Source organism: Rheinheimera sp. F8 (genome assembly GCF_001518915.1).
The window spans coordinates 737,558-763,511 of the sequence record NZ_CP013656.1; the positions used below are offsets into that span (position 1 = coordinate 737,558).

Annotated in this window: 23 protein-coding genes and 1 pseudogene; 7 read left to right on the forward strand and 17 right to left on the reverse strand. The window is 51.9% G+C overall.

What is annotated here, in order from left to right; genetic code table 11:
* Positions 1-128 precede the first annotated feature (128 nt).
* Positions 129-1,763, forward strand: coding sequence for a PAS domain-containing sensor histidine kinase (locus tag ATY27_RS03340; protein ID WP_208932746.1), 1,635 nt, complete (start codon positions 129-131; stop codon positions 1,761-1,763).
* A 22-nt stretch (positions 1,764-1,785) separates the two neighbouring features.
* Here the strand turns inward: ATY27_RS03340 and ATY27_RS03345 are convergent, their stop codons facing one another.
* Positions 1,786-2,049: a DUF1289 domain-containing protein gene (locus tag ATY27_RS03345; protein WP_208932747.1), complete on the reverse strand. Its 264-nt coding sequence runs from the start codon at positions 2,047-2,049 to the stop codon at positions 1,786-1,788.
* A gap of 520 nt (positions 2,050-2,569) precedes the next feature.
* Between ATY27_RS03345 and ilvG the strand changes: the two genes are divergently transcribed.
* The 5 genes from ilvG (at position 2,570) to ATY27_RS03370 (ending at position 9,117) form a co-directional block, all read left to right on the forward strand.
* Complete coding sequence (gene ilvG, locus ATY27_RS03350; protein WP_208932748.1) at positions 2,570-4,237, forward strand: acetolactate synthase 2 catalytic subunit; 1,668 nt, start codon at positions 2,570-2,572, stop codon at positions 4,235-4,237.
* Between the two features lie 2 nt (positions 4,238-4,239).
* Complete coding sequence (gene ilvM / locus ATY27_RS03355; protein ID WP_208932749.1) at positions 4,240-4,515, forward strand: acetolactate synthase 2 small subunit; 276 nt, start codon at positions 4,240-4,242, stop codon at positions 4,513-4,515.
* 357 nt (positions 4,516-4,872) lie between these two features.
* Positions 4,873-6,723: a dihydroxy-acid dehydratase gene (gene ilvD, locus ATY27_RS03360; RefSeq protein ID WP_208932750.1), complete on the forward strand. Its 1,851-nt coding sequence runs from the start codon at positions 4,873-4,875 to the stop codon at positions 6,721-6,723.
* Between the two features lie 148 nt (positions 6,724-6,871).
* Complete coding sequence (gene ilvA / locus ATY27_RS03365) at positions 6,872-8,437, forward strand: threonine ammonia-lyase, biosynthetic (protein ID WP_244151431.1); 1,566 nt, start codon at positions 6,872-6,874, stop codon at positions 8,435-8,437.
* Positions 8,438-8,739: 302 nt separating this feature from the next.
* Positions 8,740-9,117, forward strand: coding sequence for a hypothetical protein (locus ATY27_RS03370; RefSeq protein WP_347876418.1), 378 nt, complete (start codon positions 8,740-8,742; stop codon positions 9,115-9,117).
* Positions 9,118-9,316: 199 nt separating this feature from the next.
* On the opposite strand, the gene ATY27_RS03375 is transcribed toward ATY27_RS03370, so the two are convergent.
* From ATY27_RS03375 to ATY27_RS03440, 14 genes and pseudogenes are all read right to left on the reverse strand, one after another.
* Complete coding sequence (locus ATY27_RS03375; RefSeq protein ID WP_208932752.1) at positions 9,317-11,152, reverse strand: AAA family ATPase; 1,836 nt, start codon at positions 11,150-11,152, stop codon at positions 9,317-9,319.
* Between the two features lie 123 nt (positions 11,153-11,275).
* On the reverse strand, positions 11,276-11,488 hold the full coding sequence (locus tag ATY27_RS03380) for a hypothetical protein (protein ID WP_208932753.1): 213 nt from the start codon (positions 11,486-11,488) through the stop codon (positions 11,276-11,278).
* Between the two features lie 425 nt (positions 11,489-11,913).
* Complete coding sequence (locus ATY27_RS03385; RefSeq protein ID WP_208932754.1) at positions 11,914-12,465, reverse strand: HEPN domain-containing protein; 552 nt, start codon at positions 12,463-12,465, stop codon at positions 11,914-11,916.
* Between the two features lie 290 nt (positions 12,466-12,755).
* Positions 12,756-13,598 carry a DUF3037 domain-containing protein gene (locus ATY27_RS03390; RefSeq protein WP_208932755.1) on the reverse strand — a complete coding sequence of 281 codons (843 nt, stop codon included), beginning with the start codon at positions 13,596-13,598 and terminating at the stop codon, positions 12,756-12,758.
* Positions 13,595-14,304, reverse strand: a pseudogene (locus tag ATY27_RS20050) (HipA family kinase). Before ATY27_RS20050 ends, ATY27_RS03390 begins: the two are co-directional and overlap by 4 nt.
* Positions 14,305-14,418: 114 nt before the next feature.
* On the reverse strand, positions 14,419-15,123 hold the full coding sequence (locus tag ATY27_RS03400; protein WP_208932757.1) for a PIN domain-containing protein: 705 nt from the start codon (positions 15,121-15,123) through the stop codon (positions 14,419-14,421).
* A gap of 116 nt (positions 15,124-15,239) precedes the next feature.
* A complete protein-coding gene (locus ATY27_RS03405) occupies positions 15,240-16,631 on the reverse strand; it encodes an FAD-dependent oxidoreductase (RefSeq protein ID WP_208932758.1) in 1,392 nt (463 codons plus the stop codon).
* 166 nt (positions 16,632-16,797) lie between these two features.
* The gene (locus tag ATY27_RS03410; RefSeq protein ID WP_208932759.1) at positions 16,798-17,667 is read right to left on the reverse strand and encodes a PhzF family phenazine biosynthesis isomerase; all 870 of its coding nucleotides are present in this window, start codon (positions 17,665-17,667) and stop codon (positions 16,798-16,800) included.
* A 67-nt stretch (positions 17,668-17,734) separates the two neighbouring features.
* A complete protein-coding gene (locus ATY27_RS03415; protein ID WP_208932760.1) occupies positions 17,735-18,073 on the reverse strand; it encodes a MerR family transcriptional regulator in 339 nt (112 codons plus the stop codon).
* A gap of 123 nt (positions 18,074-18,196) precedes the next feature.
* On the reverse strand, positions 18,197-18,985 hold the full coding sequence (locus tag ATY27_RS03420; RefSeq protein ID WP_208932761.1) for a LamG-like jellyroll fold domain-containing protein: 789 nt from the start codon (positions 18,983-18,985) through the stop codon (positions 18,197-18,199).
* A gap of 71 nt (positions 18,986-19,056) precedes the next feature.
* Entirely contained in the window at positions 19,057-19,251 is a 195-nt protein-coding gene (locus ATY27_RS03425; protein ID WP_208932762.1) for a hypothetical protein, read from the reverse strand.
* 335 nt (positions 19,252-19,586) lie between these two features.
* On the reverse strand, positions 19,587-20,186 hold the full coding sequence (locus ATY27_RS03430) for a hypothetical protein (protein ID WP_208932763.1): 600 nt from the start codon (positions 20,184-20,186) through the stop codon (positions 19,587-19,589).
* 26 nt (positions 20,187-20,212) lie between these two features.
* Positions 20,213-21,706, reverse strand: a complete 1,494-nt coding sequence (locus tag ATY27_RS03435; protein ID WP_208932764.1) for a S41 family peptidase — start codon at positions 21,704-21,706, stop codon at positions 20,213-20,215.
* Between the two features lie 390 nt (positions 21,707-22,096).
* Complete coding sequence (locus ATY27_RS03440; RefSeq protein ID WP_208932765.1) at positions 22,097-22,969, reverse strand: AraC family transcriptional regulator; 873 nt, start codon at positions 22,967-22,969, stop codon at positions 22,097-22,099.
* 333 nt (positions 22,970-23,302) lie between these two features.
* On the opposite strand from ATY27_RS03440, the gene ATY27_RS03445 reads away from it, so the two are divergent.
* Positions 23,303-23,662 carry a hypothetical protein gene (locus tag ATY27_RS03445; protein ID WP_208932766.1) on the forward strand — a complete coding sequence of 120 codons (360 nt, stop codon included), beginning with the start codon at positions 23,303-23,305 and terminating at the stop codon, positions 23,660-23,662.
* Between the two features lie 26 nt (positions 23,663-23,688).
* Here the strand turns inward: ATY27_RS03445 and ATY27_RS03450 are convergent, their stop codons facing one another.
* On the reverse strand, positions 23,689-24,726 hold the full coding sequence (locus tag ATY27_RS03450; protein WP_208932767.1) for a methionine synthase: 1,038 nt from the start codon (positions 24,724-24,726) through the stop codon (positions 23,689-23,691).
* Positions 24,727-24,764: 38 nt separating this feature from the next.
* A complete protein-coding gene (locus tag ATY27_RS03455) occupies positions 24,765-25,742 on the reverse strand; it encodes a DUF1852 domain-containing protein (protein WP_208932768.1) in 978 nt (325 codons plus the stop codon).
* Between the last annotated feature and the right edge of the window lie 212 nt (positions 25,743-25,954).

Here is a 25,954-nt window from a genome sequence, read left to right on the forward strand (position 1 = left end):
GACTTTTTAAAGGGCCGGGCGCCGCTTCTTTCGTTTGATCTTGCACCGCCTGCAGTTTTTCGCTGGCAATCTGACTACGGCGTTCTACTTTTAACGTTTCAGTCGTTCTGAATAAGCGAACTCTAATCTTGCAGCAGTCCAAGCCACCGTCCTGGTTACAACAACAAAAACTCCAGATCACCGATCAGTTTCTCAACTCGTTGTGGCGCGATTTATTAATCCTGACCGCTGTGGTGTTGCCGGTGTCACTGTTGCGGATCTTTCATACCGGCTGGCTTAATTTGTACGCGGTGCATTTGGTTATTGCTACATTGGTGATTATCACTGCGCTGAACCGGCAACGTTTATCCGTGCAGTTCAAAGGCTTTTTGATTATCACTGTGATGCTGCTGCTCGGTGCGGGCGGTTTGTATAGCTTTGGATTGGCAGCCAACGGTACTTTTTGGTTAATTTGCGGCTGCCTCATCACCGGCTTTTTGTTTTCAGAGCGCTCTATGTATCTGGTCTGTGCGCTGGCGCTGACCATCTTCCTGGCGAATTTTATTGGCTACAGCTCGGGGCTGTTGCACACCCAAACCAATCTCGATTTATACATGCAGGGTGTCAGTTCCTGGCTGAACTTTTTGCTGACCGCGGTGATGATGGTGTTTATCCTGCATCGCGCGGTCCAGGCACAACAACAGAGATTGATGGCGGTGACACAACACCAATACCGGCAATGGCTGGATGATTTGCCGTTAGCTCTGGAAGTGGTTGATTTACAGCAAAAAACTTATTACCACAATCATGCAGCGAGCCGCTTGTTTGGTCAGGACAGTCAGCCCGGCGTGCCGTTGCAAATGATGGCGCACCTGCGCGACAAAACCAGCGGCCTGCCACTGCGGGCGACTCAGTTACCGGCGATGGCGGCACTGCGCGGTGAAAATCTGTTTATTGATGCCGCGTTGTTGCAAACCAGTAGTGGCGAGACCGTGGTGCGCTGCTGGGGCTGGCCCGGTTATCTCGAAACGGGTGAGATTGGCTATGGCATCACCGTATTTGAAGACATCAGCCGCCAGGCGCTGGCTGAACAACATAAAAACGAATTTATCGCCAACGTCAGCCATGAACTGCGCACCCCACTGACCGCTATCCGTGCCAGTATCGGTTTAATTATGGGCGGCGCTTTGGGCGACATTCCAAAACGCGCCGAAGAGATGGCGCGGATCTGCCAGCAAAATTCAGAACGTTTGTTGTTTTTAGTCAATGACTTACTTGACCTGCAAAAGATTGAACAAGGCAAGCTCGAAGTGACAGCGATTCCTGTGGATGCCAGCCAGTTACTGCGCGCCTGTGCGCATAATTTGCAGGGTTATGCGCAGGAATTTGGCTCCAAAATCCTGTTTAACGACCAGGCGCCGCATGCGGTGGTGAATCTGGATCCGGACCGGCTGCAACAAGTGATCGCCAATCTGCTATCCAACGCGGTGAAGTTTTCGCCGCAGCACAGTGTGGTGATGATGTGGGCGCGCTGCGAGGAGCATCAGCTGATTATCGGCGTGCAGGACCAGGGTCCTGGTATTCCGGCCGCCCAACAGAGTAAAATTTTTGAGCCTTTCACCCAGCTGGATCAGCCACCTGAGCAAAGCCATCCCGGCACCGGCCTTGGGTTGTCGATCAGTAAAAAACTGGTGGAATATATGGGCGGGCAGATTAGTTTCAGCAGTCAGGAAGGACTCGGCACCACTTTTGAATTGCGCTTCGCTTTGCTGGTTGATCCTTAACAGCAGCCGATGAATCCTGGGCTCAGAAACCAAATAAATCTGGTGTGGACGGCGGTTGATCAGCTTCAAGGCTGGTATCGGGTTTACCGGCCAGCCGCGCCGCATCGCGGCGGGCGCGGCGTTGTTCCAGCAGTTTCAGGATGCGGGCGCGTTCGGCAGCCGGTTTCTGATGCCAGTTAAAGCGTTCATCACGCGAGCGCAGACAACCCATGCAATAACCGCGGTTATTGCTCTGGCACACCCCGATACAGGGGTTGGGTAAGTCAAACAGCTCGAGTTGGTCCATAGCACCTGAAGTTGTGGCAGCGCCGGCCTGAATCGCGGATCCTCTGAGTCTACCCAATCCATAGCCACACTGCCAAGCCGCGGGTTGATGTAGATTCTGTCGCCAGGCTCTGTACAAATGTTAATCCACAGACGTTTTTACGGCTGATTTTGTCGAAACGGAAAATAACTGTTGACTTAGGCCATGCAGACGGCTATTTCTAATAGCGTTTCGCTATGACCAAGTTGTCATAGCCATTTTCAGACATATAACCAACAGAGTTATTGCTACAAACATTATGCGTAAAACAACCATCCTGAACATTATTGTGGTCCTCGTAAACGTGGTGATTATTAGTCGCCGCGGGGGCTGCTGTTTGGGACTGAGACCGTAAAATAATCAGATTCCGACAAAACCCCCGCACCGCAAGGTCCGGGGGTTTTGTACTTTCTGGGCCAGTGAAAAAACGCAGGCGGCGGAAATGGGCGGATTAGCACAGCGACGATAGCCGGCACAGGCCGGCAAGACAGAGGATACGGGTATGACAGGCGCAGAATTGGTAGTGAAATTATTAACAGAGCACGGTGTGCATTCCGTGTTCGGTTATCCGGGCGGGGCTATCATGCCGATTTACGACGCGCTCTACCAAAGCCCGGTTAAACACTACCTGTGCCGCCATGAACAAGGCGGCGGCTTCAGCGCGATCGGTTATGCCCGCGCCAGCGGTCAGACTGGCGTTTGCCTGGCCACTTCAGGCCCTGGCGCCACCAACCTCATCACCGCCTTAGCCGACGCGCTGCTGGATTCTGTGCCGGTGGTGGCCATCACCGGCCAGGTGTCGCAAGCGGTTGCCGGTACAGATGCCTTTCAGGAAGTCGACGTATTGGGCCTGAGCCTGACCTGCACCAAACACAGTTTTTATGTGCGCGATGTCGCCGATTTAGCGGCAACTTTACGCGAAGCTTTTGTGTTAGCGCAAAGCGGCCGGCCCGGCCCGGTGCTGGTGGATATCCCAAAAGATGTGCAGTTAGCGCAAGTGGATTACCAACCGCTGCATTTGACCACAGCCACCGCTGCACCAGATTGCTCCGGCCTGGCCACACAGATCGCCGCTGCCCGCGCTTTACTGCAGCAGGCGCAAAAACCGATGGCCTACATCGGCGGTGGCGTGCATATGGCCGACGCGCTGGCAGAACTGAATGCCTTTTTAACCGCCACCGGTATGCCTTCGGTCACCACGTTAAAAGCGATGGGTTCGGTGGAAAAAACCAACCCGTTGTATTTAGGCATGCTCGGCATGCACGGCACGCAGGCGGCGAATATCGCCGTGCAACAAACCGATTTGCTGCTCTGTTTAGGCGCGCGTTTTGATGATCGGGTGACCGGCAATCTGAAGAAATTCGCGCCTGAAGCCAAGGTCATTCATATCGATATCGACCCTGCAGAAATCAACAAATTACGTGTTGCCGAAGTTGCCATGTTAGGCGATTTAAAAGCGCTTTTGCCAGCCATGACAGTAGCCGGAGATTACAGCGCATGGCAGTCGCACTGCGCCGCGCTGAAAGCGAAACACGGCTGGCGTTACGACCATCCGGGCGAGCGTATCTACGCGCCACTGCTGCTGAAACAGCTGAGTGAACGGATGCCGGACAATTCCGTGGTCAGCTGCGACGTTGGCCAGCACCAAATGTGGGTGGCGCAACACATGCGCTTTAACTCACCACGTAACCATTTATCCAGCGGCGGCTTAGGCACTATGGGCTTTGGCTTGCCAGCGGCGATTGGCGCCAAAATCTCGCGGCCGCAGGATACCAGCGTACTGGTCACCGGCGACGGCTCTTTTATGATGAACGTGCAGGAACTGGCGACCATTAAGCGCTTCCGCCTGCCGGTCAAAATCGTCGTGATCGACAACCAGCGCCTTGGCATGGTGAAACAATGGCAACAGCTGTTTTTCGCCGGCCGTTATAGCGAAACCGATTTATCCGACAACCCGGATTTTGTCTCTTTAGCCGCTGCTTTTGCCATTCCCGGCCATAGCATCAGCCACAAAGACGAAGTGGAATCGGCCTTAGACGCCATGTTCAGCTGGCCAGGCCCTTATTTGTTACACGTACGCATCGACGAAACGGACAACGTCTGGCCATTAGTACCGCCAGGTGCCGCCAACCACGACATGATGACCGACTTACCCCAGTGGGAGGAATAACCATGAGCAACGCAGCCAAAAGCCACCAGCATACTTTGACGATCCACACCCGGCATGAAGCCGTCGCGATTGAACGTTTATTGCAAGTCACGCGCTACCGCGGTTTTACTTTAGCCGGCCTTGAATTAAAGCCGCTGGCTGATTTGACTGGTTTACTGATAACCTTAAGCGTGGTCAGCGACAAGCCGATCAGCCTGCTGGTCAATCAGCTGAATAAGCTGTACGACGTGCTGGATCTGGAGCTGCACCAAGCGGAAGCCGGTGCGCTGCGGGCTTGAAGAACAAGGCGATATCGTTGTGCTGGACTCTGGCGAAACATTCCGCAGACACGCCGTGAATACATCCTTGTAGGCTCCTCTGCGGCGTCCCTGCCGCAGAGGGTCTGCTCCATGTGTTCACCAGAGCCCAGTGAAGCAACGTGACAGCAGCAAGTATTTAATAGACGGTGCCGGACCGAAATCCGGCAACAAAAAAAGCACGGGCAACAAATAAGAGCCCGGCATGATCACTGCCACAGGCGGTGACGTTACAACCAAGTGGCCCTGAACCCAAAACCCGATGCTGGCGCATGCATCTTCCAGATACACAAAAGCTGGCGCCGCATCATTAAATTTGCCTATGCAGGAGTAAATTGCATGCCTAAATTACGTTCAGCCACGACCACCGAAGGCCGCAATATGGCGGGTGCCCGTGCCTTGTGGCGCGCCACTGGTGTCAAAGACACCGACTTTGGTAAGCCGATCATCGCCGTGGTGAACTCGTTCACCGAATTTGTGCCGGGCCATGTGCATCTGCGCGATTTGGGCAAATTAGTGGCAGAAGCCATTGAAGCCGCCGGCGGCATCGCCAAAGAATTCAACACTATCGCCATCGATGACGGTATCGCTATGGGCCACGGTGGCATGTTGTACAGCCTGCCGTCGCGCGAAATCATCGCCGACTCAGTCGAATATGTCGTCAACGGCCACTGCGCTGATGCCATGGTCTGTATTTCCAACTGCGACAAAATCACCCCGGGCATGTTAATGGCCGCGCTGCGCCTGAATATCCCGGCGATTTTTGTCTCCGGTGGCCCGATGGAAGCCGGCAAAACTAAACTTTCAGACCAAATCATCAAACTCGATTTAGTCGATGCCATGGTGTCTGCCGCCGACCCGAAAGTGTCGGATGAAGACAGCGAAAAAATCGAACGCAGCGCCTGCCCGACTTGTGGCTCTTGTTCAGGCATGTTCACCGCCAACTCGATGAACTGTTTAGTCGAAGCATTAGGTTTAGGCCAGCCGGGCAATGGTTCGATGCTGGCGACGCACGCCGACCGCCGCGAGCTGTTTATCAGTGCCGGTACCCGCATTATGGAGCTGACGCGCCGCTGGTATCAGCAAGATGACGCCAGCGCACTGCCGCGTTCTATCGCCAATAAAACCGCTTTTGAAAACGCCATGATGCTGGATATCGCGATGGGCGGTTCCACCAACACAGTGCTGCACTTATTGGCCGCCGCCATTGAAGCCGAAGTCGATTTTGGCATGGCCGACATCGACCGGCTGTCGCGCATCGTGCCGCATTTATCCAAAGTGGCGCCGTCGACGCAGAAATACCATATGGAAGATGTGCACCGCGCCGGTGGTGTCGTCGCCATTCTGGCCGAGTTACAACGCGCTGGCCTGGTCAACCCGGACACGCCGCATGTGGCCGGCAGTTCACTTGGCGACGTGTTAAGCCGTTTTGATATCGTTACCACGCAAGACCAAGCTGTAAAAGATTTCTACCGCGCCGGCCCGGCCGGGATCCGCACCACCCAGGCGTTTTCGCAAAACTGCCGCTACCCGACACTGGATGATGACCGTGAAAACGGCTGTATCCGCAGCAAAGAACATGCGTACTCGCAGGACGGTGGCCTGGCCGTGTTATTCGGCAACCTGGCACCAAACGGCTGTATCGTCAAAACCGCCGGGGTGGATAAAGACAACCTGGTGTTTAACGGCGTGGCGCGGGTGTTTGAATCGCAGGACGACGCCGTGACCGCCATTTTAGGCGGCGTGGTCAAAGCCGGTGATGTGGTGGTCATTCGCTACGAAGGGCCAAAAGGCGGCCCGGGTATGCAGGAAATGTTGTACCCAACCAGCTACTTAAAATCGATGGGCCTGGGCAAAGCCTGTGCTTTAGTCACCGACGGTCGCTTCTCTGGCGGCACTTCTGGACTGTCGATTGGCCACGTGTCACCGGAAGCAGCCAGCGGCGGCGCTATTGCGCTGGTCGAAGATGGCGACGGCATCGACATCGATATCCCGAACCGCAGTATTAATATTCGAATTTCTGACGAAACTCTGGCGGCGCGCAAAGCCGCCATGGACGCCAAAGGCAAACAAGGCTGGAAACCGGTGGACCGCACCCGTTATGTCAGCCCGGCTTTAAAAGCCTATGCCTTACTGGCGAGCTCGGCCGACAAAGGCGCAGTGCGCGATTTGTCCAAGCTGGAAGACTAATAGTTTCAGGCCGGCGTTTGCTGCTTAAAAGCAAAGCCGGCCAATCAGAAAGGCGAAAAAAATGACTGCGTTACAACAAGTGCCCGTGTCTGTTGCAGAAAAGGGCGCTGCTGCACTCCATGCCCATCCGGCAGACGAACGCGCAGCTTTGCAACAACATTATCTGCGCGAAATCCTGCTGTCGCCGGTGTATCAGGCGGCGGTGGAAACCCCGCTGCAGACGATGCCAAAACTCAGCAAACGCTTAGGTTGCCAGGTGGAACTGAAACGCGAAGACCATCAGCCGGTGTATTCCTTTAAGCTGCGTGGCGCTTTTCATAAGCTGCACAAGGTAGCGGCCAAAGCTTCAGCTTCCGGCACTTTGGACAGCACCCGCGTTATTTGTGCATCCGCCGGCAACCATGCGCAGGGCGTGGCGTTGTCAGCCAGCAAACTGGGTCTGCACGCAACGATAGTGATGCCAATCACCACGCCGGAAATCAAAGTCAGCGCGGTGCGCGGTTTTGGCGGCAATGTGCTGCTGCACGGCACGGCGTTTGATGAAGCCAACCGCCACGCCATCGAACTGGCAAAAAGCACCGGCGCCATTTACATTCCGCCGTTTGACGATGTCGATGTCATTGCCGGGCAAGGCACTGTCGCCAAAGAATTACTGACACAAAACAACCAGTTAAACGCCGTGTTTATTCCGGTTGGCGGCGGTGGCTTATTGGCCGGTATGGCGGTCTATATCAAAGCGGTACTGCCGAATGTGCGGGTGATTGGCGTAGAGCCGGACGACGCCGCCTGTTTAGATGCCGCGCTGAAAGCCGGTGAACCTGTGACGTTGGACCGGGTAGGCCTGTTCGCTGACGGCGTCGCGGTCAAACGCATCGGCACTGAAAATTTCAAGCTGGCCCAGCTGTTTTGCGACGAAGTGGTGACAGTCTCCAGCGACGAGATCTGCGCTGCGATCAAAGACATCTTTGAAGACTTACGCGCTGTGGCCGAACCGGCCGGTGCTTTGGCTTTAGCGGGCCTGAAAAAATACGCCCAGCAACATAGCCAGACCGGCGATGTGACTGAGCAGACGCAGCTGGCCGCGGTATTAAGCGGTGCGAATTTGAACTTTGACACGCTCAGATACGTGTCCGAGCGCTGTGAACTGGGTGAGAAAAAAGAAGCGGTATTCGCCGTCACTATCCCGGAAGAAAAAGGCAGTTTCCGCCGCTTCTGCCAGACACTCGGCGGCCGCGCCATCACCGAATTTAACTACCGCTACGCCTCGGACAACAAAGCGCATATTTTTGTCGGCATTAAGCTTAGAAACGGCGCCCAGGAACTGGCCCAAGTCACGCAAGCACTAACGGATGCTGGGTATGAGTTTCAGGACCTGTCCGACGACGAACTGGCCAAACTGCACGTGCGCCATATGGTCGGCGGCATGCCACCGCGCCTGGTCAACGAACAAGTCTACCAATTCAACTTCCCGGAATACCCCGGCGCACTGATGAACTTCCTCAACACCCTCGGCGAGAAATGGAACATCACCTTATTCCACTACCGCAACCACGGCGCCGCCACTGGTGATGTGTTGGCTGGGTTTGAAATTGGCGAACACGCGGAAATTGCCGAGCATTTAGATGCGCTCGGGTATCCGTATCAGCTGGTCAGCGGCAATAGTTCTTATCGAACTTTTTTGACGGGTGAAGTCGGGGTTTCAAAGCGCAACTAATGTTGCGCTTCGTCGACTGAACGCCCTGAGCTTTGCGAAGGGCCGGAGGGGTAGGGGCGACCCTTGTGGTCGCCCGTGTATCTGCAATTTCCCGAATGAGCGCTCTGAGCTCTGAGAAGGGAATAAAAGTGCCACCTCTAATACTCACTCATGGCGGCACTTCGTTCACACGGCCTATGTCATTCACCGTGTAAACACTTACAAGAACACCAATCTACTTACAAAAGCAGATTTTGACTTAGAAATTGCCGATCTCACTTACAAAGCCAAGTTTTGAGTTACAAACCTCGAATACGGCATAAATGGCGCAACTGCTGACCACCACCTGTGATCAGTTCCAAGATTTGTCCGGTGACGAACTGGCCAAACTGCACGTCCGCCACATGGTCGGCGGCATGCCACCGCGCCTGGTCAACGAACAAGTCCTCAACTTCCCGGAATACCCCGGCGCGCTGATGAACTTCCTCAACACCCTCGGCGAGAAATGGAACATCACCTTATTCCACTACCGCAACCACGGCGCCGCCACCGGTGATGTATTGGCAGGCTTTGAGATTGGCGAACCTGCCGAGATTGAAGGGCATTTAGAGGCTTTGGGTTATCCGTATCAGCTGGTCAGCGGCAATAGTTCTTATCGGACGTTTTTGACGGGTGAAGTCGGGGTTTCGAAGCGCAACTAATGTTGCGCTTTGCCGACTAAACGCCCTGAGAGCAGCGAAGGGCGGAGGGGTAAATATCCCGTTTAAAGTAAAACAAAAGCAGCATTGGCTGCCTTTGTTTGAAACTTCGAATGGTTGGTTTGAACGAGTTGCGGACAATCAACTATTTACTTAAATAGCGGTACGCAGTGCCGTCCAGTTTCAATTTTTTGTTATATTTTTATGCTTGATCATTGATTTTAACTGATGACAAACGGATTTGTACCGCATTATATAAGTCGTCTATAGTTGGCCACATAACAGCACCTTCGGGTAGTGGGATATCGTCTATACCAATGATGCTATCAAGTAACGATTTAATTTTATTATACATGATAGGATCAGTCTTGATGTGATTTATACAGTTTTCAGGTTTGTCACTTCCAATGGTTTCGTCAAAATATGCATCTTCAAAATTAATGACAGAAGCGACTACTTTTGCTCGTTCTGAATACTGAGCATAAATTTTTTCATTATTAGCCCAAGCAGGATTAGCCATCATGAACTTATCATAAACGATAGAGCTCTCAGTGCTTAGTCCTTTATTTTTTCTCTTTGATTCACATTCAGGCACATCAGAGTCATGAAGGACAAAGTATTTTTTCTCGAAGTGATTCAAAACTTTCATCATGGAAGCAACAGTGACTTTCCCTCGAGCTCTAATGATACTTAAATCATGGTAGGAGTTGTTGCCATTTTTATGTTCATTATTTTTAATGTAATTAAATGCTGAATATTCGGTGTCACCTTCAACAACAATGACTTTTCCACCAAAAAATGCTTCTGAAATATGAGAATCAAATAAATTAATAAGTTTTAAATTCTCTTTGTCATCATCATCAAGCTGGGCTGATTCAGGTTTGAATAATGTTGTTGTTTTAATCTGTTCATCTTGGTTCTTTTCAACCCGAATAATAGTTGTATGATCTTTTGTTAAGTCAATGAAGCTGGGTGAGTGAGTTGTTACCATAATTTGCCAATTATCATTATCTGGCAACGAATAAAGTACGTCTCGTGCGATTTCGGTTGCCGAAGGGTGAAGGCTCACTTCAGGCTCATCCAGTAGTATAACATGTGCTGTATTTGGACCCACTGGCTCATGATAGGATTGTGCTTTAGCTCCCGCATTTCGAGCACGAATACCTCTATCTGCAAGCAATTTTAAAATAGTCCATAATGCAGTTCTTCTACTACCACTTCCTTGTTTTTCTAATGGAAAACTTAGTCCACCAACAGGACCCATTTCAATTGAAAACTCATTGCCAAGTAGATCTATTTTTATTGGAGCCGAACTTTCTGGGGCCGATATTTTTAACTCATGGCTTGGAAATATCTTACTAATAATTTGATTTGCATTACGTTCAAGGCTCTGAATATTTTCTTGTTGAGTAACTTTGGATGAATCACGCAGAGTCTTAAGGCTTTCAACTAAAATTTCATATTTAGATTTTTCATCATCATCATTTTCTTTGATGCTATGAATACTCTCTTCTAGCAAACTTTTTAGAAGTGATGTGATTGCTTTTGATTGAACTTCAGGATCATCAAATGTGTTTACTCTATGAGGTTTTGGTCTTCGTGCTTTTGCTACATTATTTGGACCCCAAGGCATTTTTTCTTTATCAGTGCCTTTAGCCCATCGATCTAAATTGACATTGAAACCAACTCTTTCTGGCTCTCTATTTGTACCAAGCCACGTCCACTTTTCTCTAACCAGAAATGTTCCATTACCTTGATCAAGACACCATTCTTCACCTGGTTTATTTTCATCAGTCGATATTGAATGAACTTCTATTTCTGGATAATTATCAACTGCAACTTGTTTGTTATGGAAATCATCTTCTGTTAATTTAATAAAATCAGTAACAGCCTCATAAGCTCTTAGAATTGTACTTTTTCCAGCATTGTTTGGGCCAACTAAAACAACGATCTTATCAATATCCAGTTCTACGGGCGTACTGCCTATACATCCAAAATTTTTAATAATTAGTTTTCTAATACTAGGAACTTGTGACATAAATTATTCCTTTCGAAACGGAGCTAGACACGCATATAACTGTTAGCTTTGGGCCGGCTTGAGCGCGGTCGTCCCTGCTGCGCAAGCGATGACAATAGCACCTTGTTATGTATGACATTTTGGCTAAGTAAGATCGGCAATATAATTTTCCATTGCTTCACGTTGAATCTGATTTAGGTTGTCATGCCAGCCATTAGCATCAGCGTTGAGAAGATAGCCTCTAAGTTGCTCTGCAATTTTTGGGTTTTGCTTAACTAACAGGCGAATAACAAGCATTTGAGCTTTTTGCATACCATCTATGTAGTCAAAATGCTCTAGCATTTCTTTTTCAGTCATTGAACTTCCTTACTTTGCCAGAAAGATGCTTTCTACACATAAGATGCCTCGGATCAGGTCTTGCCCCGTGCCCCTTGTTTACTATTGGCCATACACATTTACTATGTGTTCGACCTGCACTCTTATTTTGAACAGTTGTCTGTTATTGCAATAAAACTCAGCACTATTATTTTGCTTCAATTTGAAGAAATTTCTGTATTTTGGCTGATGTCCGATTGTGACGCTTCCGTTTCGCTGCTCAGCGTTTTCTTTTACAGAGCTGTCGGGTGTGGGCGGTTGTTTCAGGCCAGGGGCCATCGGCACGGAAATCGGCAGGTTTTACTGGCGTGCCGTATGTGTGCAGCAAAACGGACTGCTGATTTTTATTGCGTCTGATAAGCCGTCGTTTCATTCGTGCTCTATGCCCAGCGTCGGAAAACCGACGACTATCCGACTGTCACTTTCACCAATTCCCGAAAAAACCGAATCGCTTTATCCAGCTCATCGCGTTTTACCAAATGCGGATTTTTCGGGTCGTGACTCGACCGCCCCTGATGCACCACTTCTCCGCGCAAGGCCTGATATTTGTTCAGTTGAGTACAAACCATCTGTTTATCGAAGTTGTTCCACTGCCACTGGTCGGTGACATCAAACTGCAAAAACTCCAGACTCAGTTGTCGCACTTTGGTGGCGTCAGGGTTATGTAGCCGATTGATGGCGTCGGTGAATTTCTTCTGGATATAGTCGCCGGCAAAACTGCCTTTGAGCGCCGCCAGCTTTTGACATACCTGTGCTCTGAGCCAGCTTTCAATAAAGGTTTCCCAGGCAGTTAATGTCATCACCAGCGCTGCGCGTTTTAGCACTTCATTGGCTTGTTGGTCGGGTTTGGATAGTTTGTCGAATAGCTCAAGCAGCCGCTCCGCATCAGAAATGGCCGTGTCAAAAATAGCAGTGGGGTTTTCCGGCGCGGCAGTGGCTGCCGTTGCAGTCTGAACCATCCATGTCCTCCTGATTGACTTGCGGGCCCGCCCGGTTGGCGGCTGTCCTTGTCATAATTTATCCAAATTAAAACAGCCGCTGCTGGCTGACAAGTCATTTTTTTGGGGACGAAAGTTAGGTCTTGGTTTTTGTGAGCGCAGCGAGATGGTATGCGATATCGGAGTGCGACTCCCGGTGCGCATCGCTTCGCTCAGCAGCACCCTACGGATGATGTGCGAACATGGTGGCAGGGTCTGTCGGCTATACCCCAATGCATCAATTCGCTCAGGTGACATTTAAGTCTGCCAGCTCAGTGCCGCAAAACAAACCCATCGCTCGCTAAGCTTTGGCGGGCAAAAGCGCTGATAGCTGTTTGGTCCTGGTAAGCAATAGTAGGTAAACCGGCACTGGCAAAATTATGCTGCACTTCGGCAAAGGCATCACGCAGCTTGATCGGTGCTGTTGTATCCGGGCCTTGTAAAGGCAGCAGGATATTGTGCTTTTTCAGAATTTCCTGGTCGGTGTAACGCGTCAGGCGGCCCAGCCAGCTGTTGGCGTGGTCCAGTACTTTGATGGCGGTTTTTTGGCCAAAGGCTAAAGGGCGGATTACGAAAAAGTCGTTGGTTTGGGCAACCAGTGGAAAGGTAATTTCATCAAAACGGTCAGCTAGTTTGCGCTCTTTAAAATGCTGCATTTTTTCTGCTTTTAGTTGCGCTTTGATGGCGCGGGTCATCAGTTGCTCCTGATACTCTTCGGTCAGAAAAGTCCGGTGGATCAACTGCTCAAACAGTTGATCTGCCACTGCTGCCGGCTTTTTGTCCACTAACATGGTACGCAGTTCTGAATAACGCAGCAGGCTTTCACGCGGCCGCACCACTTCTTGCAGTAATGCGGCGACTTCAGCAGCGGGGCGGCCGGCGGCATATTCCTGCACCCGTTTCAGTTCTTGTTGTACGGTCTGGATGGCGGTTTTGTATAAATTGCCTTTGACGTCCTGAAAAAAATCAGTGACCCGGGCAAAACGGCTGGGGGCGAGACGGAATTCAACATGGCCCTGTTCCGGTGCGCACAGCACGATGCCGATATTGGCGAACTCGCCCGTTTCGGCATGCGGTAAAAACCGGACTATTGCGTACTGATATAAGGTTTTCATACCAGAGCCTCCCAAAAACCATCTGTTTTAAACAGTTCCAACGTGGCGAAGATGTGCGCTAAGTACGTTGGTTCAGCGGCAAGCCAATCCGCCGGCAGACTTGCAGCATACTGTGCCAGCCCGTTCAGTGCAATCTCGAGCCTTGGGCTGTAATAATCACGCCAAAGATCATCTTGCTGATCAGTAAACCAATGTTGATAAGCAAGGTGGAGCCGTGCGTTTTGCTGAAAATTGTAAGCCTGATCAAATGCCAGATTATGGTCCAACACCACAAATTCAGCTGTGGCAGCGGCGTAGAACAAATTAGGGTTGCCACCCCTGACATCCAGGGTGCGGTCTTCGTTTTTTATCCAGTAATCAAATTAAAACAAGTCCTTAGCAAACTGATTGGGCATTTGTTGCTGTAAAGATGGGGTCAGCTCCTGCAAATATCGCACTTGTTTTGATGCAAATACGACATTGTCGCCGGGACCCAGAGTCTTTAGCGCCGCTGGGTGGTATCTCATCAGTTGTGGCGGTAGCCAGGCGAATTGGTGGTCAGGAAGGTTAAAGCCGAAGGCTTTGGCCAGAAACGCACAAACAGCCTCATTAATCAGACCTTTAGGCCAGCCTGGGCACCTTTGACATAATACAGTTGGTTATCGGATAACCGACATAACCAGGGTTCAGTACGACCATTGGCTGCTTTTTCCTGCAGTTCTGCCATGTCTAACAAAACGGTCCCCCGGCGAATAGGTCGAGCGGTTGATAAATTTAAGTTAAAACACGAGCAAAAAAGCTACAAGTGTTTTGGTGTTAATATCACTTCACCGCTGGGAGCTTAATGCGTCAGCTCGACAATCCGTTTATCAAAATACTGCACTTTTGTGTCTTGTATTTGCAATGCCTGCAGTTTTACCAAAGCCTGAAACAAGGCCTCAGACCTGTGTTTTTCATCGCCGAGCTTGTTGCTGATGCTGTTCAGTAATGTGGTTTTCTTGGCAGGCCTGTTCTTTTTGTAAGTGATGAGGTGCGCACAGTACAGTTTAATCAGTAGCGTTAATGGGTCTTTGCCATTTGTTTTTGCCAGCTCTGCCGTTTGAACTGCGGGTTCTGCTGGTGGAGTGAGTTTGGCTGGTTTGGGCTCGTCTTTACGCATGCCCAAGCGTTCAGCACTACGTTGTTGATTTTTCAGCAAATTGACGACGTGGTCCAGGTCTTGATCATCCGACATAATGACAAAGTGCGCATCTGGCGGCAGTTGCGACATCAGCATTCCGGCATAAAAACTGATGCCAAAATCCGCCGCGTTTTTGCCATTGCTGGTCATGCGGAAAATCTTTAGCTGCGCCTTGTTGATGGTTTCGTTTAACGGCATCAGCCAGTCAATCGGGATCCGGGCGTTGGACTGGGCATAACAAATCACTACTAAATGATACTGTGCCAGCACTTTGGGGAGTTCGTTGATTTGACTTGGGTAGTTTTCCAGGTCAATCAACAGCACTCGGGTATTGTGCTCGGGTAGTGACGTGAGGTTCAATTCCATTTGCTGCATTCTCCATAACTTCGAGGCGAACTATTGGGCCTTAAGCTTCATCTTAATGTAACAACGCGCCCTCTTGTTGTCGATATTTGAGAAACGCCGCTCGCTGCATACACCCCTTATCCCATCATCAGTTTCGCCACTGCCAAACCCGATAAATAAGCGCCGTGCGCGGTGCCGGCATAGTCGGGGTGGGTGGCTTCGCCGGCGAAAAAGACTTGCTGGCCAAGTGGTGCGGCGAGGTGCTGGCGCATTGCCGGGGTTGCGCCGACCGGCAGAAATGAATAGGAACCGTAACTGAACGGATCTGAAGCCCAGCGGGTGATTTGATAACTCTGTGGCGCCGGGATTTGGTTGCCGAAGATAGTGCGCAGCGTGGCCATGGCGCTGTCGACGATCTGCGGGTCGGTCAGTGCTTCGATAGCTGTGCCCTGCTCGGCGGCGTTAAAGCCAAGTAATACCGGCTTGCCGGTTGTGCGCAGCAGGCTGACCCATTCGGTCCATTCGCCGTGGCGCGGGGATATGTATTCCAGCCAGTCGACGTCGTCTGGCCAGAAGGCGCGGTCAAAGCGCAGATAACATTTATTCAGCACGCCCATGCCCAGGCTGCGGATGGCGGTTTTTTTGGCCGGCGGTAATGGCGGGTTAAATTGCAGTTGGTTGTTCTTCAGCACGCCAAGCGGCACTGTGACCAGCACCTGGTCGGCCTGCCAGCGTTGTTTCGAGGTGATCACTTGTACGCCAGCAGCGCTCCAATCAATGGCCTGCACCACTTCCGAGAGTTTGATCTGCAGGCCCGCCGCCAGATAATTGCTGATCAGCTGATAACCCTTAGCAAACAACACGTCTTCGCCGGCAAAAACTTTGCCGCTGTCATGCCAGAAGGCTGAAAGCTGGTCGGCGCTGCCGGCGAATTCCTGTTCCAGCGTGCCGGACAGAATAAAGTTGAGCCAGTCGGTCTCTTGCCCGGTCAGCGTTGCAGTGAGCTGTCCTGAACTTAGTGCTGAGAGCGCCGCGCGCACTGAGCTGTCCTTTTCTTGTTGCTGCTGCGCCTGCTGTAGCAGTTGTTCAACCTGTTGCTTCAGCGCATCCAGCCGTTTTTCATCGGCAGCGCTGAGTGGCTGGCCGTTGCTGTGATAGACCACACTGCGCTCGTAGCTGGTTTCCAGCCGTGTGGCGTTGATCTCATCTGCCAGCTTGCTTAACGGATTGCCGTCGACGCCGTGGATCCAACTGGCGCCTAAATCGACCGGTAAATCCGGCCACTGTTGGCTGGTCCAAAGCCGCCCGCCAATCCGGTCACGTGCTTCCAGAATGGTCACATCATGGCCATGGCGGCTTAATTCACGGGCGGCGGCAAGACCAGACAAACCGGCGCCAATCACCAAAATCCGTTTTTTGCCGGCCGCCCCGGCTGCTCCTGACCTTTCCCCCAACAGCGGCCTTGCCAGGGCAGGGCCGCTCGCCAGCAGCAACACACTCAGTAAGCGTAAAAAATCACGTTTTTGCATGCAGACACCTGTGGTTGGCACCCGGTTTTCATTGCGGACTTCGATTCAGTCAGCGTTGCGCTAACTGTAGCTGCCGCACCTAGCTGCCGCAAAACCGAGTGCCACCCGCTCTGCGGGCAACCAAGCCTGCAGCAAAATGCAGCGCCAGCCACTTAGTCGGCCACTTCTAGTCAGCCACTTCAACTTCGAGCCAATGACTGATCGCCGCGCGACCGCCGGCTTCCAGATTGATGATCTGGTCATTTTGTACCGTCAGCTCAACCTGCAGCAGGCTGGGTGATGGTGTTGTCATGGCATAACCTTGTTCAATCAGCAGTGTTTTTTGCTTGTGCTGCATAAAATCATGCAGATAGCAGGCGAGTGGTCCGGCGGCCATGCCGGTAGCGGCTTCTTCACTGATACCATATCTGGGAGCAAACATCCGGGTGGTTGCGGCGCGCCCGGGCAGATAAGTATCGGTACTGAAAACATAAAAACCGATTAAATCCAGTTGCTGCGAAATCTGATCTACCAATGCTAAATCTGGGGTGATCGCGCTAAGCCGGGTTTTATCTGTGACCCCAACCAACACAAAAGCGTTGCCGGTATCGGCCAGCAGCGGGCTGGCACTGAGATCGGCGTTTTGCAGCCCCAACGCCTGTAAAATTTGCGGCTGCCACTCTTCGATTGGTTGGTAGACGGGGGCCAGCTGTTGCATAAAGGCCTGGTCATGCCGCAACGTGACGCTGCGGATACCGTCGATGGTTTCTTTGCTGCTATGCGGGTTCGAAATGAGCCCTTGTGCCTGCAGCAGATTAAATGTCGCGATGGTGGCATGGCCACAATGGGCGATTTGGCAGGTTGGGGTGAAGAATTCCACTTTAAAATCCGCCACGCCGGATGTGGACACAAAGGCGGTTTCAGAATAACCAACGGCTTTGGCCACGGCTTGTTTTTGCGCCTGACTCAGCGGATCGGCCTGTAACACCACACCGGCCGGATTGCCGCCTTTCCCCTGTTCGACAAAAGCCTGCACTATAGCAACCTGTACTTTCATTTTACTCTCCTGTTGTTAGCGAATCGTCAGATGCGGCTGATGCTAACAACTTCGAGCATGCGCTAAGTCAAGCACCTAACTGGCGAATTTTGGCTTCGGTGACGGTGATGTGATGGACGATGTCCTGTTGCTGCAGCAACAGCTTTTGCAGGTGTTGCTGCAAAATAAGCCGCGCTTGTGCCTGGTCACCCTGTTGGTAGGCCAGACTGTAAACCCTGATTTTATTCAGTGACATACCAGATTTTTTCAGACAGGACACCCAGTTCAGCAGGTCGACATCTTTGCCTGAATAACTGCGATGGCCACTGCTGTCTTTGTTCGCTTTGGCCACCAGGCCTTGTTTTTCATAATAACGAATGGTGTAAGTACTCAGGCCAGTTTGCTGGCTGACATCAGCGATTTTCATCGATAGATACTCATTTTGGGTTGGTGCAAACCGTAGTATTGCCAGAGGTTTTGCGCAAAAAACAAAGGATCCTCAGCATGCGGATCCTTTGTCAGGTTTTAGCAGGTTACGTCAATCCGTCAATCAGCGGGCGCGCCGGCGCAGCAACAGCAGCGATGCGCCTAACATCAGCATCGCCGGCGCTGGTGCCGGAATCGCGGTGGTCGGTGTCACAGGTGTGCTGTTGCCAATGGCCGTGACATCATTCGCGCTCAACACCGTGTCGTACAGCCGGATAGATGCCACCTGGCCGGCGGTCCATTCATTGCCATCATCTAAAAAGAATGACATCAGGTTTTTCGGATTGACGTCGGTGAAGGTATCAAAATCCAGTGCGTTGCTTTTTGCGTCGTATAACCAGGCGCCGTTCAGGTAAGCTTTGACCAAGCCGTTCCCAGAGTTCGTCAGCGTCAGGCGGCTGTATTCGTTCGCGTTCAGTCTGGTGTTCGATGCGGACGCAGTGCCATAGATACGGATCAAACCGTCTCTGGCATAAGCCCCGGTATCACTGTTGCGCGCACTGACGTCAAACAGCCGTTGATAGCCTGACGTCAAGCGGTCAAATTTAAATACCATGTCGACTGTATATGCATCGGTCACCAGATTGCGCGTATCCAGTTGCAAGCCGGCTTGTTGTGTCGGGTTGGTTGAACTGCTGTCAAAGCGGTAAACCTGTTGCTGCTTCCCAAACACGGTGTCGGTGACAAACTTACTTTTGCCCTGTGGATCCACGGCATGTAATGCCGTCTGGCCAGACTGCAACAAACCGCTGCTCAGGTTGAAGTTAGCAACCGGAATGATGGTGGCCTGTGCTGTTGTGCTCAGTAAAACGATTGCCGCGGCAAACAACGGCCGGGCGAAACGCATATTCATAAAATTTCCTTCTGTTGATAATGGCTAGTGTTGATAAATCGGGCTGTTCACTCGTTGATGGTGTTGCGCAATCAGCACCATGCTTGCAACAACGCCGCTGGTTCAGTTAATTCACGGATGTTTGCCGCAATAATGCGGTAACCCACATTGCCGCTCAGGCATTGGCGACCTGCGTTAAAACTGCAGGTCGGACTGACTTTGATGCCAGCGTCGGCGGCGCGACACAAAATGTCGGACCAGTATTCGACTTCCAGTTTTTGGCTCATCGCATTTTTTCCTTTTCCCGGGCGCGGTCGGGCCTCAGCTCTGTTTTATCAGCGCCAGTATCCGGTAATTTGTGTTTTCACCATTGAACGAAAGTGCTGATTCAGGTCGCATCGTGCATTGGTTTTTTGCAACCACAGCACCGCGCAGATTGGCTGGGGTTCATACCAGCCAAGCTGCAGCGCTTTGGTGCACTAAAGAGCAGGTGCAGGGTAACGACTTCGAGCATGCTCTAAGTCAACAATAAATTTGCATTGATCAGCACGATATCCGGGCGGATGCCAAGGCAAGCATGGGGTAGGGTTTTATCGTTAAAGCGGTAAAAAATTGGGCAGATTTATTGCGACATCGGCTTCGGCGCCGGACATTTCTGAAACGGGCCTTGTTGCAGAATTTTATACTCAGTCATGATCGGGCCAAAAATGCCGTCAGTATCCTGTACGTCGATCCTGAGCTTGCTCACCTGCACAGTGGCTGTCGCACACCAGCCATGGTCATTAAACACGGGGGTTAGTGTGGCAGGGTCAATCTTTTCTGCATCGTGAAACTCGAAAGTCCGCTGCCTGGTGTATTCCTCCAGCCGGGTTTCTGCTGGAGTGCCTTTTTTGGCATCGTCGTTCGCTGCTGTAAACAGGATAATCACGCCATAAGCTTCGTATTCGAATTTGCTGATAATGCCAGTGAGCTCGATTTCTCCCTGATAATCGTATTGGCCATAATCAAATGCATTTTTTTCCAGTTTTGCGATGTCTTTCGTCAGGATTGGCTGGTACTGCTGGTCAAATAAACCGTTTGCTGCACACAAGTAGAATCCAGTCGGCGTTGGGACACGCGAATGCTGCAATGCAGGGTCACAGGCAGCGCTGACTGCACCGGTAAATATCAAGCCAGGCAGCGGGCAGATCCGCCACCAGCGCGGCAATTTAGCTATTTTCATCACAGACAAACTCCTATCCCGCAGTCTTATCGACTGCGGGGAATCACCTGATCAATCCATTTGCCAATGGCGGCATCGTCACGCAGATCTCCCGGATAGGCATGATCAGGCACAAAAGGTTCGCGCGCCGCTTCTTTCACCGTGAAAAATGCGGTGGGTACATACAACGTGGCTCTGCCGCCTGGCAGCGCAACCGGCATGATTTCGCCATAAGGCGAATAACCCAGCGTGCTTTCCCCCAGCACCACAGTGTCCGGGATCGCTTTGAGTTGTTGTAAAAAGTTCATACAGGAGCTGAAGCAATGGTGATCGATCAGGGCCGCCAGTCTGGGGCCGGCTGGTTGAGTGGCGGTGGTTGCTGGCAGAGACAGGTTATTACTGCCGCTGACCAGGCCGGTTTTTTCGCCCGCTTGTTGTGCTTGCGTCAGTTTGTCCGCTGCTGCGTTCATTTCAGCTTTGAAACTGGCAAAAGCCGGATTGGCAGCGTAGTCCCGCAACAGCTGAATAGTTGGCTGGTCGGCGATCATCGATTTTGCGCTGCCACCATATTGCTCAACCTGAGCTGCATAGTCCTGACCAAACAGCGCTGCAATCGCTTCGGTGCCCCAACTGGAGGCGCCACCGCCGTTGCCACGCAGATCAAACACAATCAATTCGGCCTGCTTTAAACCCGCCAGTTTTTGGTACATAGCCCGATAGGCTTTACCTTCATCCTGCACCTCAAAACTGGGCATGCCAACCCAATAGCGGTTTGGCGATAAGGCGTGTACATCTACCGCTTTGGCGCGTGCCTGGAATTGTTGCCGTACTTCACTGATCCTGGTTTGACTCACCTTGGCCGGCACTGGCTGCAACGTCAGGGAATAGCGGCGTCTTTGCGGCGAATTGTCGCTGAATTCACACACTTTGGGCACTGTATTCAGACCGCGCTCAAACATCAGACTTTGCGCATGCACCCGTGCTGACTGCGCGTATTCAGCAGCATGCGCACTAAAAGGGGCGACCACATTTTTCAGATAACTGCCGATCCAGACGCCATCACAGCTGTGCAGCACTGCGCCGATGGCTGGTAATGGGGTCGGCCAGTCTGGCTCAGACCAGACCACCTGATACTGATCTTTGACTTTGCTGATCACCAGCCCGCTCCAGCCGGTGGTCTGCAGCTGTAAATCAATGCCAAGATGCGGATCGCCAAAGCCCTGGACAAAACGGGACAGCAGCCGCCGATAATCCTGTTGGGTCTTGACGCGCTGCAATGTCGATTCTGCCAATGCCAGGCCATCCTGATAAGGGATCACGACATTCGGATGGCCGGCGACATAACCAATATGCTGGCGCTGAATCGTCTGGGCAGCAAAAGCTAAATCCTGTCTGGCGGCAGCTTGCCAATCGGTTTGTGTCTCAGTGGCCGCAGCACTGAATGGAGACCAGGCGCAAAGCAGCAGTGCGGGCGCGAATGCGGCCGGGGCAGCTTTCAGCTGGCGCGTCAGGTGTTTAACTTGCTGAACAACAGAATACATTGCAACTCCTTACGGGACTTAAGCTGATTTTGCATCAGCTGAATGGCGGGGCGGACCGCTGGGCTGACAGTGTCTGATAATGCTGTGGCATCCAATTGAACGAAAGAGCTAGAGCACCATATAGTTTAAAAAAGCGGCAGCAGCGAAATGCAGAATGGCTGCAGGCAAGGCAGATTTTTGAAGCTTTAGTGGTTCTAAAGCGAGAAAATTTAACGCCGCATGCGGCCATTCTGCTATCGCCCGTCCGGGAGCGCCTGTAATTGCCTCATGCGGCGTTGCCACAGCTCGAAAGAGCACCACTATTCCTTCGCCGTGTCGCCTTGCCTGAGGCAATTACAGGCTGCTCTGCTGTTCGCTTATTAAACTATATGGTGCTCTAGAGCCTGCTCATCATGACCGGCCATCAAAGAATGACATGCCGGACAGCGCCCGCAACTCACCTGGGGTGGATGGTTGATGCTGCGTGGTAGTGGGGAGCAGCCTGACCTGAGCGATGACATCCCGGGCATTGACGCCGAACATTTGGGTGAAGGTCCGCGAAAAATGCGCCTGGTCAGCGAACTCAGCCTGGTGGGCTGCTGTTGTCAGGTTTTGCCCACGTAATGCATGTTCGAGCCCATGCACCAGATTCAGCCATTTGCGGTAACTGCGCAGCGGCATCCCGGTCGCTTCTTTAAACCAATGCGAAAAACGTGTTTCCGATAAACCGGCCAGATCGGCCAGTTGACGCCGGTTCAGGCGTTGACTCAGGTCTGTGCCTGGCATAATGGCAGTCAGAACTTTGTTGATGCGCTCGTCGGGCCCTTTGCAATTGGGTATCAGCCCGGCGCGGATCTGTTCGGCAGCTGTTGCAAGATCAACAGTGCCAACCAGGCAGACGCGGAATAGTTCTGCCAAATCGGCTGGCAGAATACGGATAGGATTTGCGTCATCGCTGCAGTCTGCGGCGGCAGCGCCGATCACGCGCTGACATAAAGCCCGAGACATCGCAGTGGTCGGATCAAGAAACACCATCAGGACTTCGGCCGGCGTCAGCCGGTGAGAGGCGCCTGCAGGCACGAACAGTGCGGGAGCCCGCCTTGATAGCGGCCCAACACTCAACTCAACTTCCCCGTCCAGACCGATAACCAATTGATGGGCCCAGTGATGATGTTCCTGGTTGTCGCCGGCACGACCGATAAACAAACCAACGCCGGGCCACATGGCTGCACCACCAACCCAATGGCCTGTTGGCTGGTCGTCAGCGACTGTCAGCGGTGGCATAGCCAGCTGATCATGTTGCAATCTGGTTTCATAACGCCCCCAAAGCCCCGGCAAATCGAAAGCTGCTAACAGCGGTTTTCCGCCAAAACCCCGGCAGCAATCACTGCAGAGGACACCTTTTATATAAAATACTTTTTAGCGGCGGCGTGCAAGCAGCTTCACCAGGCCTGTCACGCGCTTCACGCCTTGAACTGACCACATCCGGTAATACCTGTTCCAGCATCCGTGCACCGGTTTTCGCTATTCTGCGCCTGTATCTATCGCCCGCAGCCAGTTCAGATAAGATTCATTTTCAAGCGGTAATCTGCATTTTTTTTACATTATGGACATACCATGAAAACATCTTTCCGCTACTGCCTGAGGTTGCTCCCCCTGTTATTAAGTCTGCTTTGTTTCAGCGCCTGTACCATTCATAAAGTTGGCAAGCACACTGCGGTCACTCTCGATACTGGCAATGAAGTGGTGGATGCTGCGTCTTATGTCGTGGCGGGCGCGAAGTTGCAGAAAAAAATCCACGCCGAAAAACTGCGAAATGGCGAATTAAATAATCCGAACGACCCGGTGGTGAAACAAATGAACGCGGCATTTGAAAAAGCCAAAGACCGCAAACATGGTCTGGCGCCGGCTGAGCAGGATAGTGCCGACACCAGCCTGGTGATCAAAAAGACCAGCCAGTCGGGCGGTGGTTGGTAGTCACCGCCGCTATGACTACTAGCTGGCTATTCAGCGGCTCCCAGCAACTCCCGCCGCACCAACTCTGCTCCCGCCTGCAACGCCTGTAACTTGCCCCGGGCCACGTCGCGCGGCAGCGGTGCCATGCCGCAGTTGGTGCAAGGGTACAGCTTATCGGCGTCAATATATTGCAATGCCTGGCGCAGCGTCGCGGCAACTTCTTCTGGCGTTTCAATGGCATGGTTTGCCACATCAATAGCGCCGACCATGACTTTTTTCCCGCGCAGCAGCGCCAGCAGCTCCAGTGGCACGCGCGAGTTGTGGCATTCCAGCGACACGATGTCGATGCTTGATTGCTGCAGTTTGGGGAAAATCGCTTCGTATTGGCGCCACTCGCTGCCTAAAGTTTTTTTCCAGTCGGTGTTGGCTTTGATGCCGTAGCCATAACAGATATGCACGGCGGTCTGGCACGGTAGCCCTTCGATGGCGCGCTCTAATGCGGCGATGCCCCAGTCATTCACTTCGTCAAAAAACACATTAAAAGCCGGTTCATCAAACTGGATGATATCGACGCCGGCGGCGGCCAGCTCATGCGCTTCTGCATTGAGGATTTTGGCAAATTCAAACGCCAGTTCTTTGCGGCTTTGATAATGCGCGTCATACAAAGTGTCGATCATTGTCATCGGGCCCGGTAGTGCCCATTTAATTGGTTGTTTGGTTTGGCTGCGCAAAAACTTCGCATCTTCGACAAATACTGGTTTCACGCGGGACACCGGGCCTACCACAGTCGGTACGCTGGCGTCGTAGCGATCGCGGATGCGCACGGTCTGGCGCTGTTCGAAATCCACGCCGGCTAAATGCTCAATAAAAGTCGTGACAAAATGCTGCCGGCTTTGCTCGCCGTCGCTGACGATATCAATGCCGGCTTGTTGTTGTTCGTGCAGCGCCAAACGCAGCGCATCCTGTTTGCCGTCGGCAAGGGTGGCGCCTTCGAGTTTCCATGGTGACCACAGGGTTTCAGGTTCGGCCAGCCAGCTGGGTTTTGGCAGACTGCCGGCAGTGGAGGTGGGGAGTAATTTTTTCATATCAAATTCCGTATTAAATTCATGCCGTGAATTGCGTTTTATTGGCTGAAACTGGCAGACCACTGCGCCAGCACTTGCTGATAAGGCTTAATAAAATGCTCTTCGGCAAATTGACCTTGTTGCACGGCGAGTCGGCTGCGCTCTTCGCGGTCATACACAATCCGGGTAAGCGAATGTGCCTGACTGGTTAAATTCGGCTGATAACGCAGCCCGGCCACGGCATGGGCGTTATAAATTTCCGGCCGGTAAATTTTCTGAAAGGTTTCCATCGTGCTGATGGTCGCAATCAGTTCCAGATTGCTGTAGTCATTCAGCAAATCACCGAAGAAATAAAACGCCAGCGGCGCGACGCTGTTGTGCGGCATGAAATACCGCACATTCAGCCCCATTTTTTTAAAGTACTGCTCAGTTAATGAAGATTCATTCGGCAGGTATTCAACCCCAAGCACCGGATGCTGATTGGCCGAGCGCTGATAGATTTTGTTATCCGATACACTCAGGCAAATCACCGGCAATTTGTGGAAGTGCTGCTGATAGGCCGGTGAGCTGACAAAATGCTTGAACAAGTGGCCGTGCAGGTCGCCAAAATCGGCCGGAATGCTAAATTGCGGCTGGTTTTTATTGTGTGCCGGCAGCAACACGCTGAAATCATAATCCCGCAGGTAAGACGAGAAGTTATTGCCAACCAGACCATCGATCCGCTCACCGCTCTGATGGTCAACAATGCTTGTTTTCAGCACTTCAATCGACGGAAAGGTGCTGGCGGCGCCGGCGATATTGATATCGACGGAAATAATTTCCAGCTCGACTGTGTAACGGTCGGCGGCCGGGTTGTCCCAATGCGCCAGCGAATTAAAGCGCTGGTTAATCATCGCCAGCGTATTACGCAGATTCTGCTGGCGCTCGGCGCCACGCGCCAGATTGGCAAAGTTGGTGGTCAGCCTTGTGCTGTCGGCCGGATGATAATGCTCATCAAAACCAATGCGTTTAATCGAAAATGTGAATGCGTGTTCCATGTTGATTTGCCTCCCGATGGCCTGCGCCAAAACCCGCGTAAAAACTGTGCAGCAATCAAACCCGCCTTTGTGTCCTTCACCTGTTGCTTATCGGTTATGGATGGCTAAACGTCTGGATGCTACTGTTGTTGCATTTATACGCCGGCGCTGACATGAAGAAAAATGAATAATCGGGAAATCAGCTTGAGGAAAACTCAAGTGACTTGTCTTTT

Bases quoted from the DNA above. Each gene is read 5' to 3' on its own strand.
- ATY27_RS03435 (WP_208932764.1), bottom strand. From the start codon at position 21,706: ATGTATTCTGTTGTTCAGCAAGTTAAACACCTGACGCGCCAGCTGAAA.
- ATY27_RS03420 (WP_208932761.1), bottom strand. From the start codon at position 18,985: ATGAATATGCGTTTCGCCCGGCCGTTGTTTGCCGCGGCAATCGTTTTA.
- ilvG (WP_208932748.1), top strand. From the start codon at position 2,570: ATGACAGGCGCAGAATTGGTAGTGAAATTATTAACAGAGCACGGTGTG.
- ATY27_RS03345 (WP_208932747.1), bottom strand. From the start codon at position 2,049: ATGGACCAACTCGAGCTGTTTGACTTACCCAACCCCTGTATCGGGGTG.
- ATY27_RS03430 (WP_208932763.1), bottom strand. From the start codon at position 20,186: ATGAAAATAGCTAAATTGCCGCGCTGGTGGCGGATCTGCCCGCTGCCT.
- ATY27_RS03375 (WP_208932752.1), bottom strand. From the start codon at position 11,152: ATGTCACAAGTTCCTAGTATTAGAAAACTAATTATTAAAAATTTTGGA.
- ATY27_RS03380 (WP_208932753.1), bottom strand. From the start codon at position 11,488: ATGACTGAAAAAGAAATGCTAGAGCATTTTGACTACATAGATGGTATG.
- ATY27_RS03425 (WP_208932762.1), bottom strand. From the start codon at position 19,251: ATGAGCCAAAAACTGGAAGTCGAATACTGGTCCGACATTTTGTGTCGC.
- ATY27_RS03455 (WP_208932768.1), bottom strand. From the start codon at position 25,742: ATGGAACACGCATTCACATTTTCGATTAAACGCATTGGTTTTGATGAG.
- ATY27_RS03450 (WP_208932767.1), bottom strand. From the start codon at position 24,726: ATGAAAAAATTACTCCCCACCTCCACTGCCGGCAGTCTGCCAAAACCC.
- ilvD (WP_208932750.1), top strand. From the start codon at position 4,873: ATGCCTAAATTACGTTCAGCCACGACCACCGAAGGCCGCAATATGGCG.
- ilvM (WP_208932749.1), top strand. From the start codon at position 4,240: ATGAGCAACGCAGCCAAAAGCCACCAGCATACTTTGACGATCCACACC.
- ATY27_RS03405 (WP_208932758.1), bottom strand. From the start codon at position 16,631: ATGCAAAAACGTGATTTTTTACGCTTACTGAGTGTGTTGCTGCTGGCG.
- ATY27_RS03415 (WP_208932760.1), bottom strand. From the start codon at position 18,073: ATGAAAATCGCTGATGTCAGCCAGCAAACTGGCCTGAGTACTTACACC.
- ATY27_RS03410 (WP_208932759.1), bottom strand. From the start codon at position 17,667: ATGAAAGTACAGGTTGCTATAGTGCAGGCTTTTGTCGAACAGGGGAAA.
- ATY27_RS03390 (WP_208932755.1), bottom strand. From the start codon at position 13,598: ATGAAAACCTTATATCAGTACGCAATAGTCCGGTTTTTACCGCATGCC.
- ATY27_RS03370 (WP_347876418.1), top strand. From the start codon at position 8,740: ATGGCGCAACTGCTGACCACCACCTGTGATCAGTTCCAAGATTTGTCC.
- ATY27_RS03400 (WP_208932757.1), bottom strand. From the start codon at position 15,123: ATGGAATTGAACCTCACGTCACTACCCGAGCACAATACCCGAGTGCTG.
- ATY27_RS03385 (WP_208932754.1), bottom strand. From the start codon at position 12,465: ATGGTTCAGACTGCAACGGCAGCCACTGCCGCGCCGGAAAACCCCACT.
- ATY27_RS03440 (WP_208932765.1), bottom strand. From the start codon at position 22,969: ATGCCACCGCTGACAGTCGCTGACGACCAGCCAACAGGCCATTGGGTT.
- ATY27_RS03445 (WP_208932766.1), top strand. From the start codon at position 23,303: ATGAAAACATCTTTCCGCTACTGCCTGAGGTTGCTCCCCCTGTTATTA.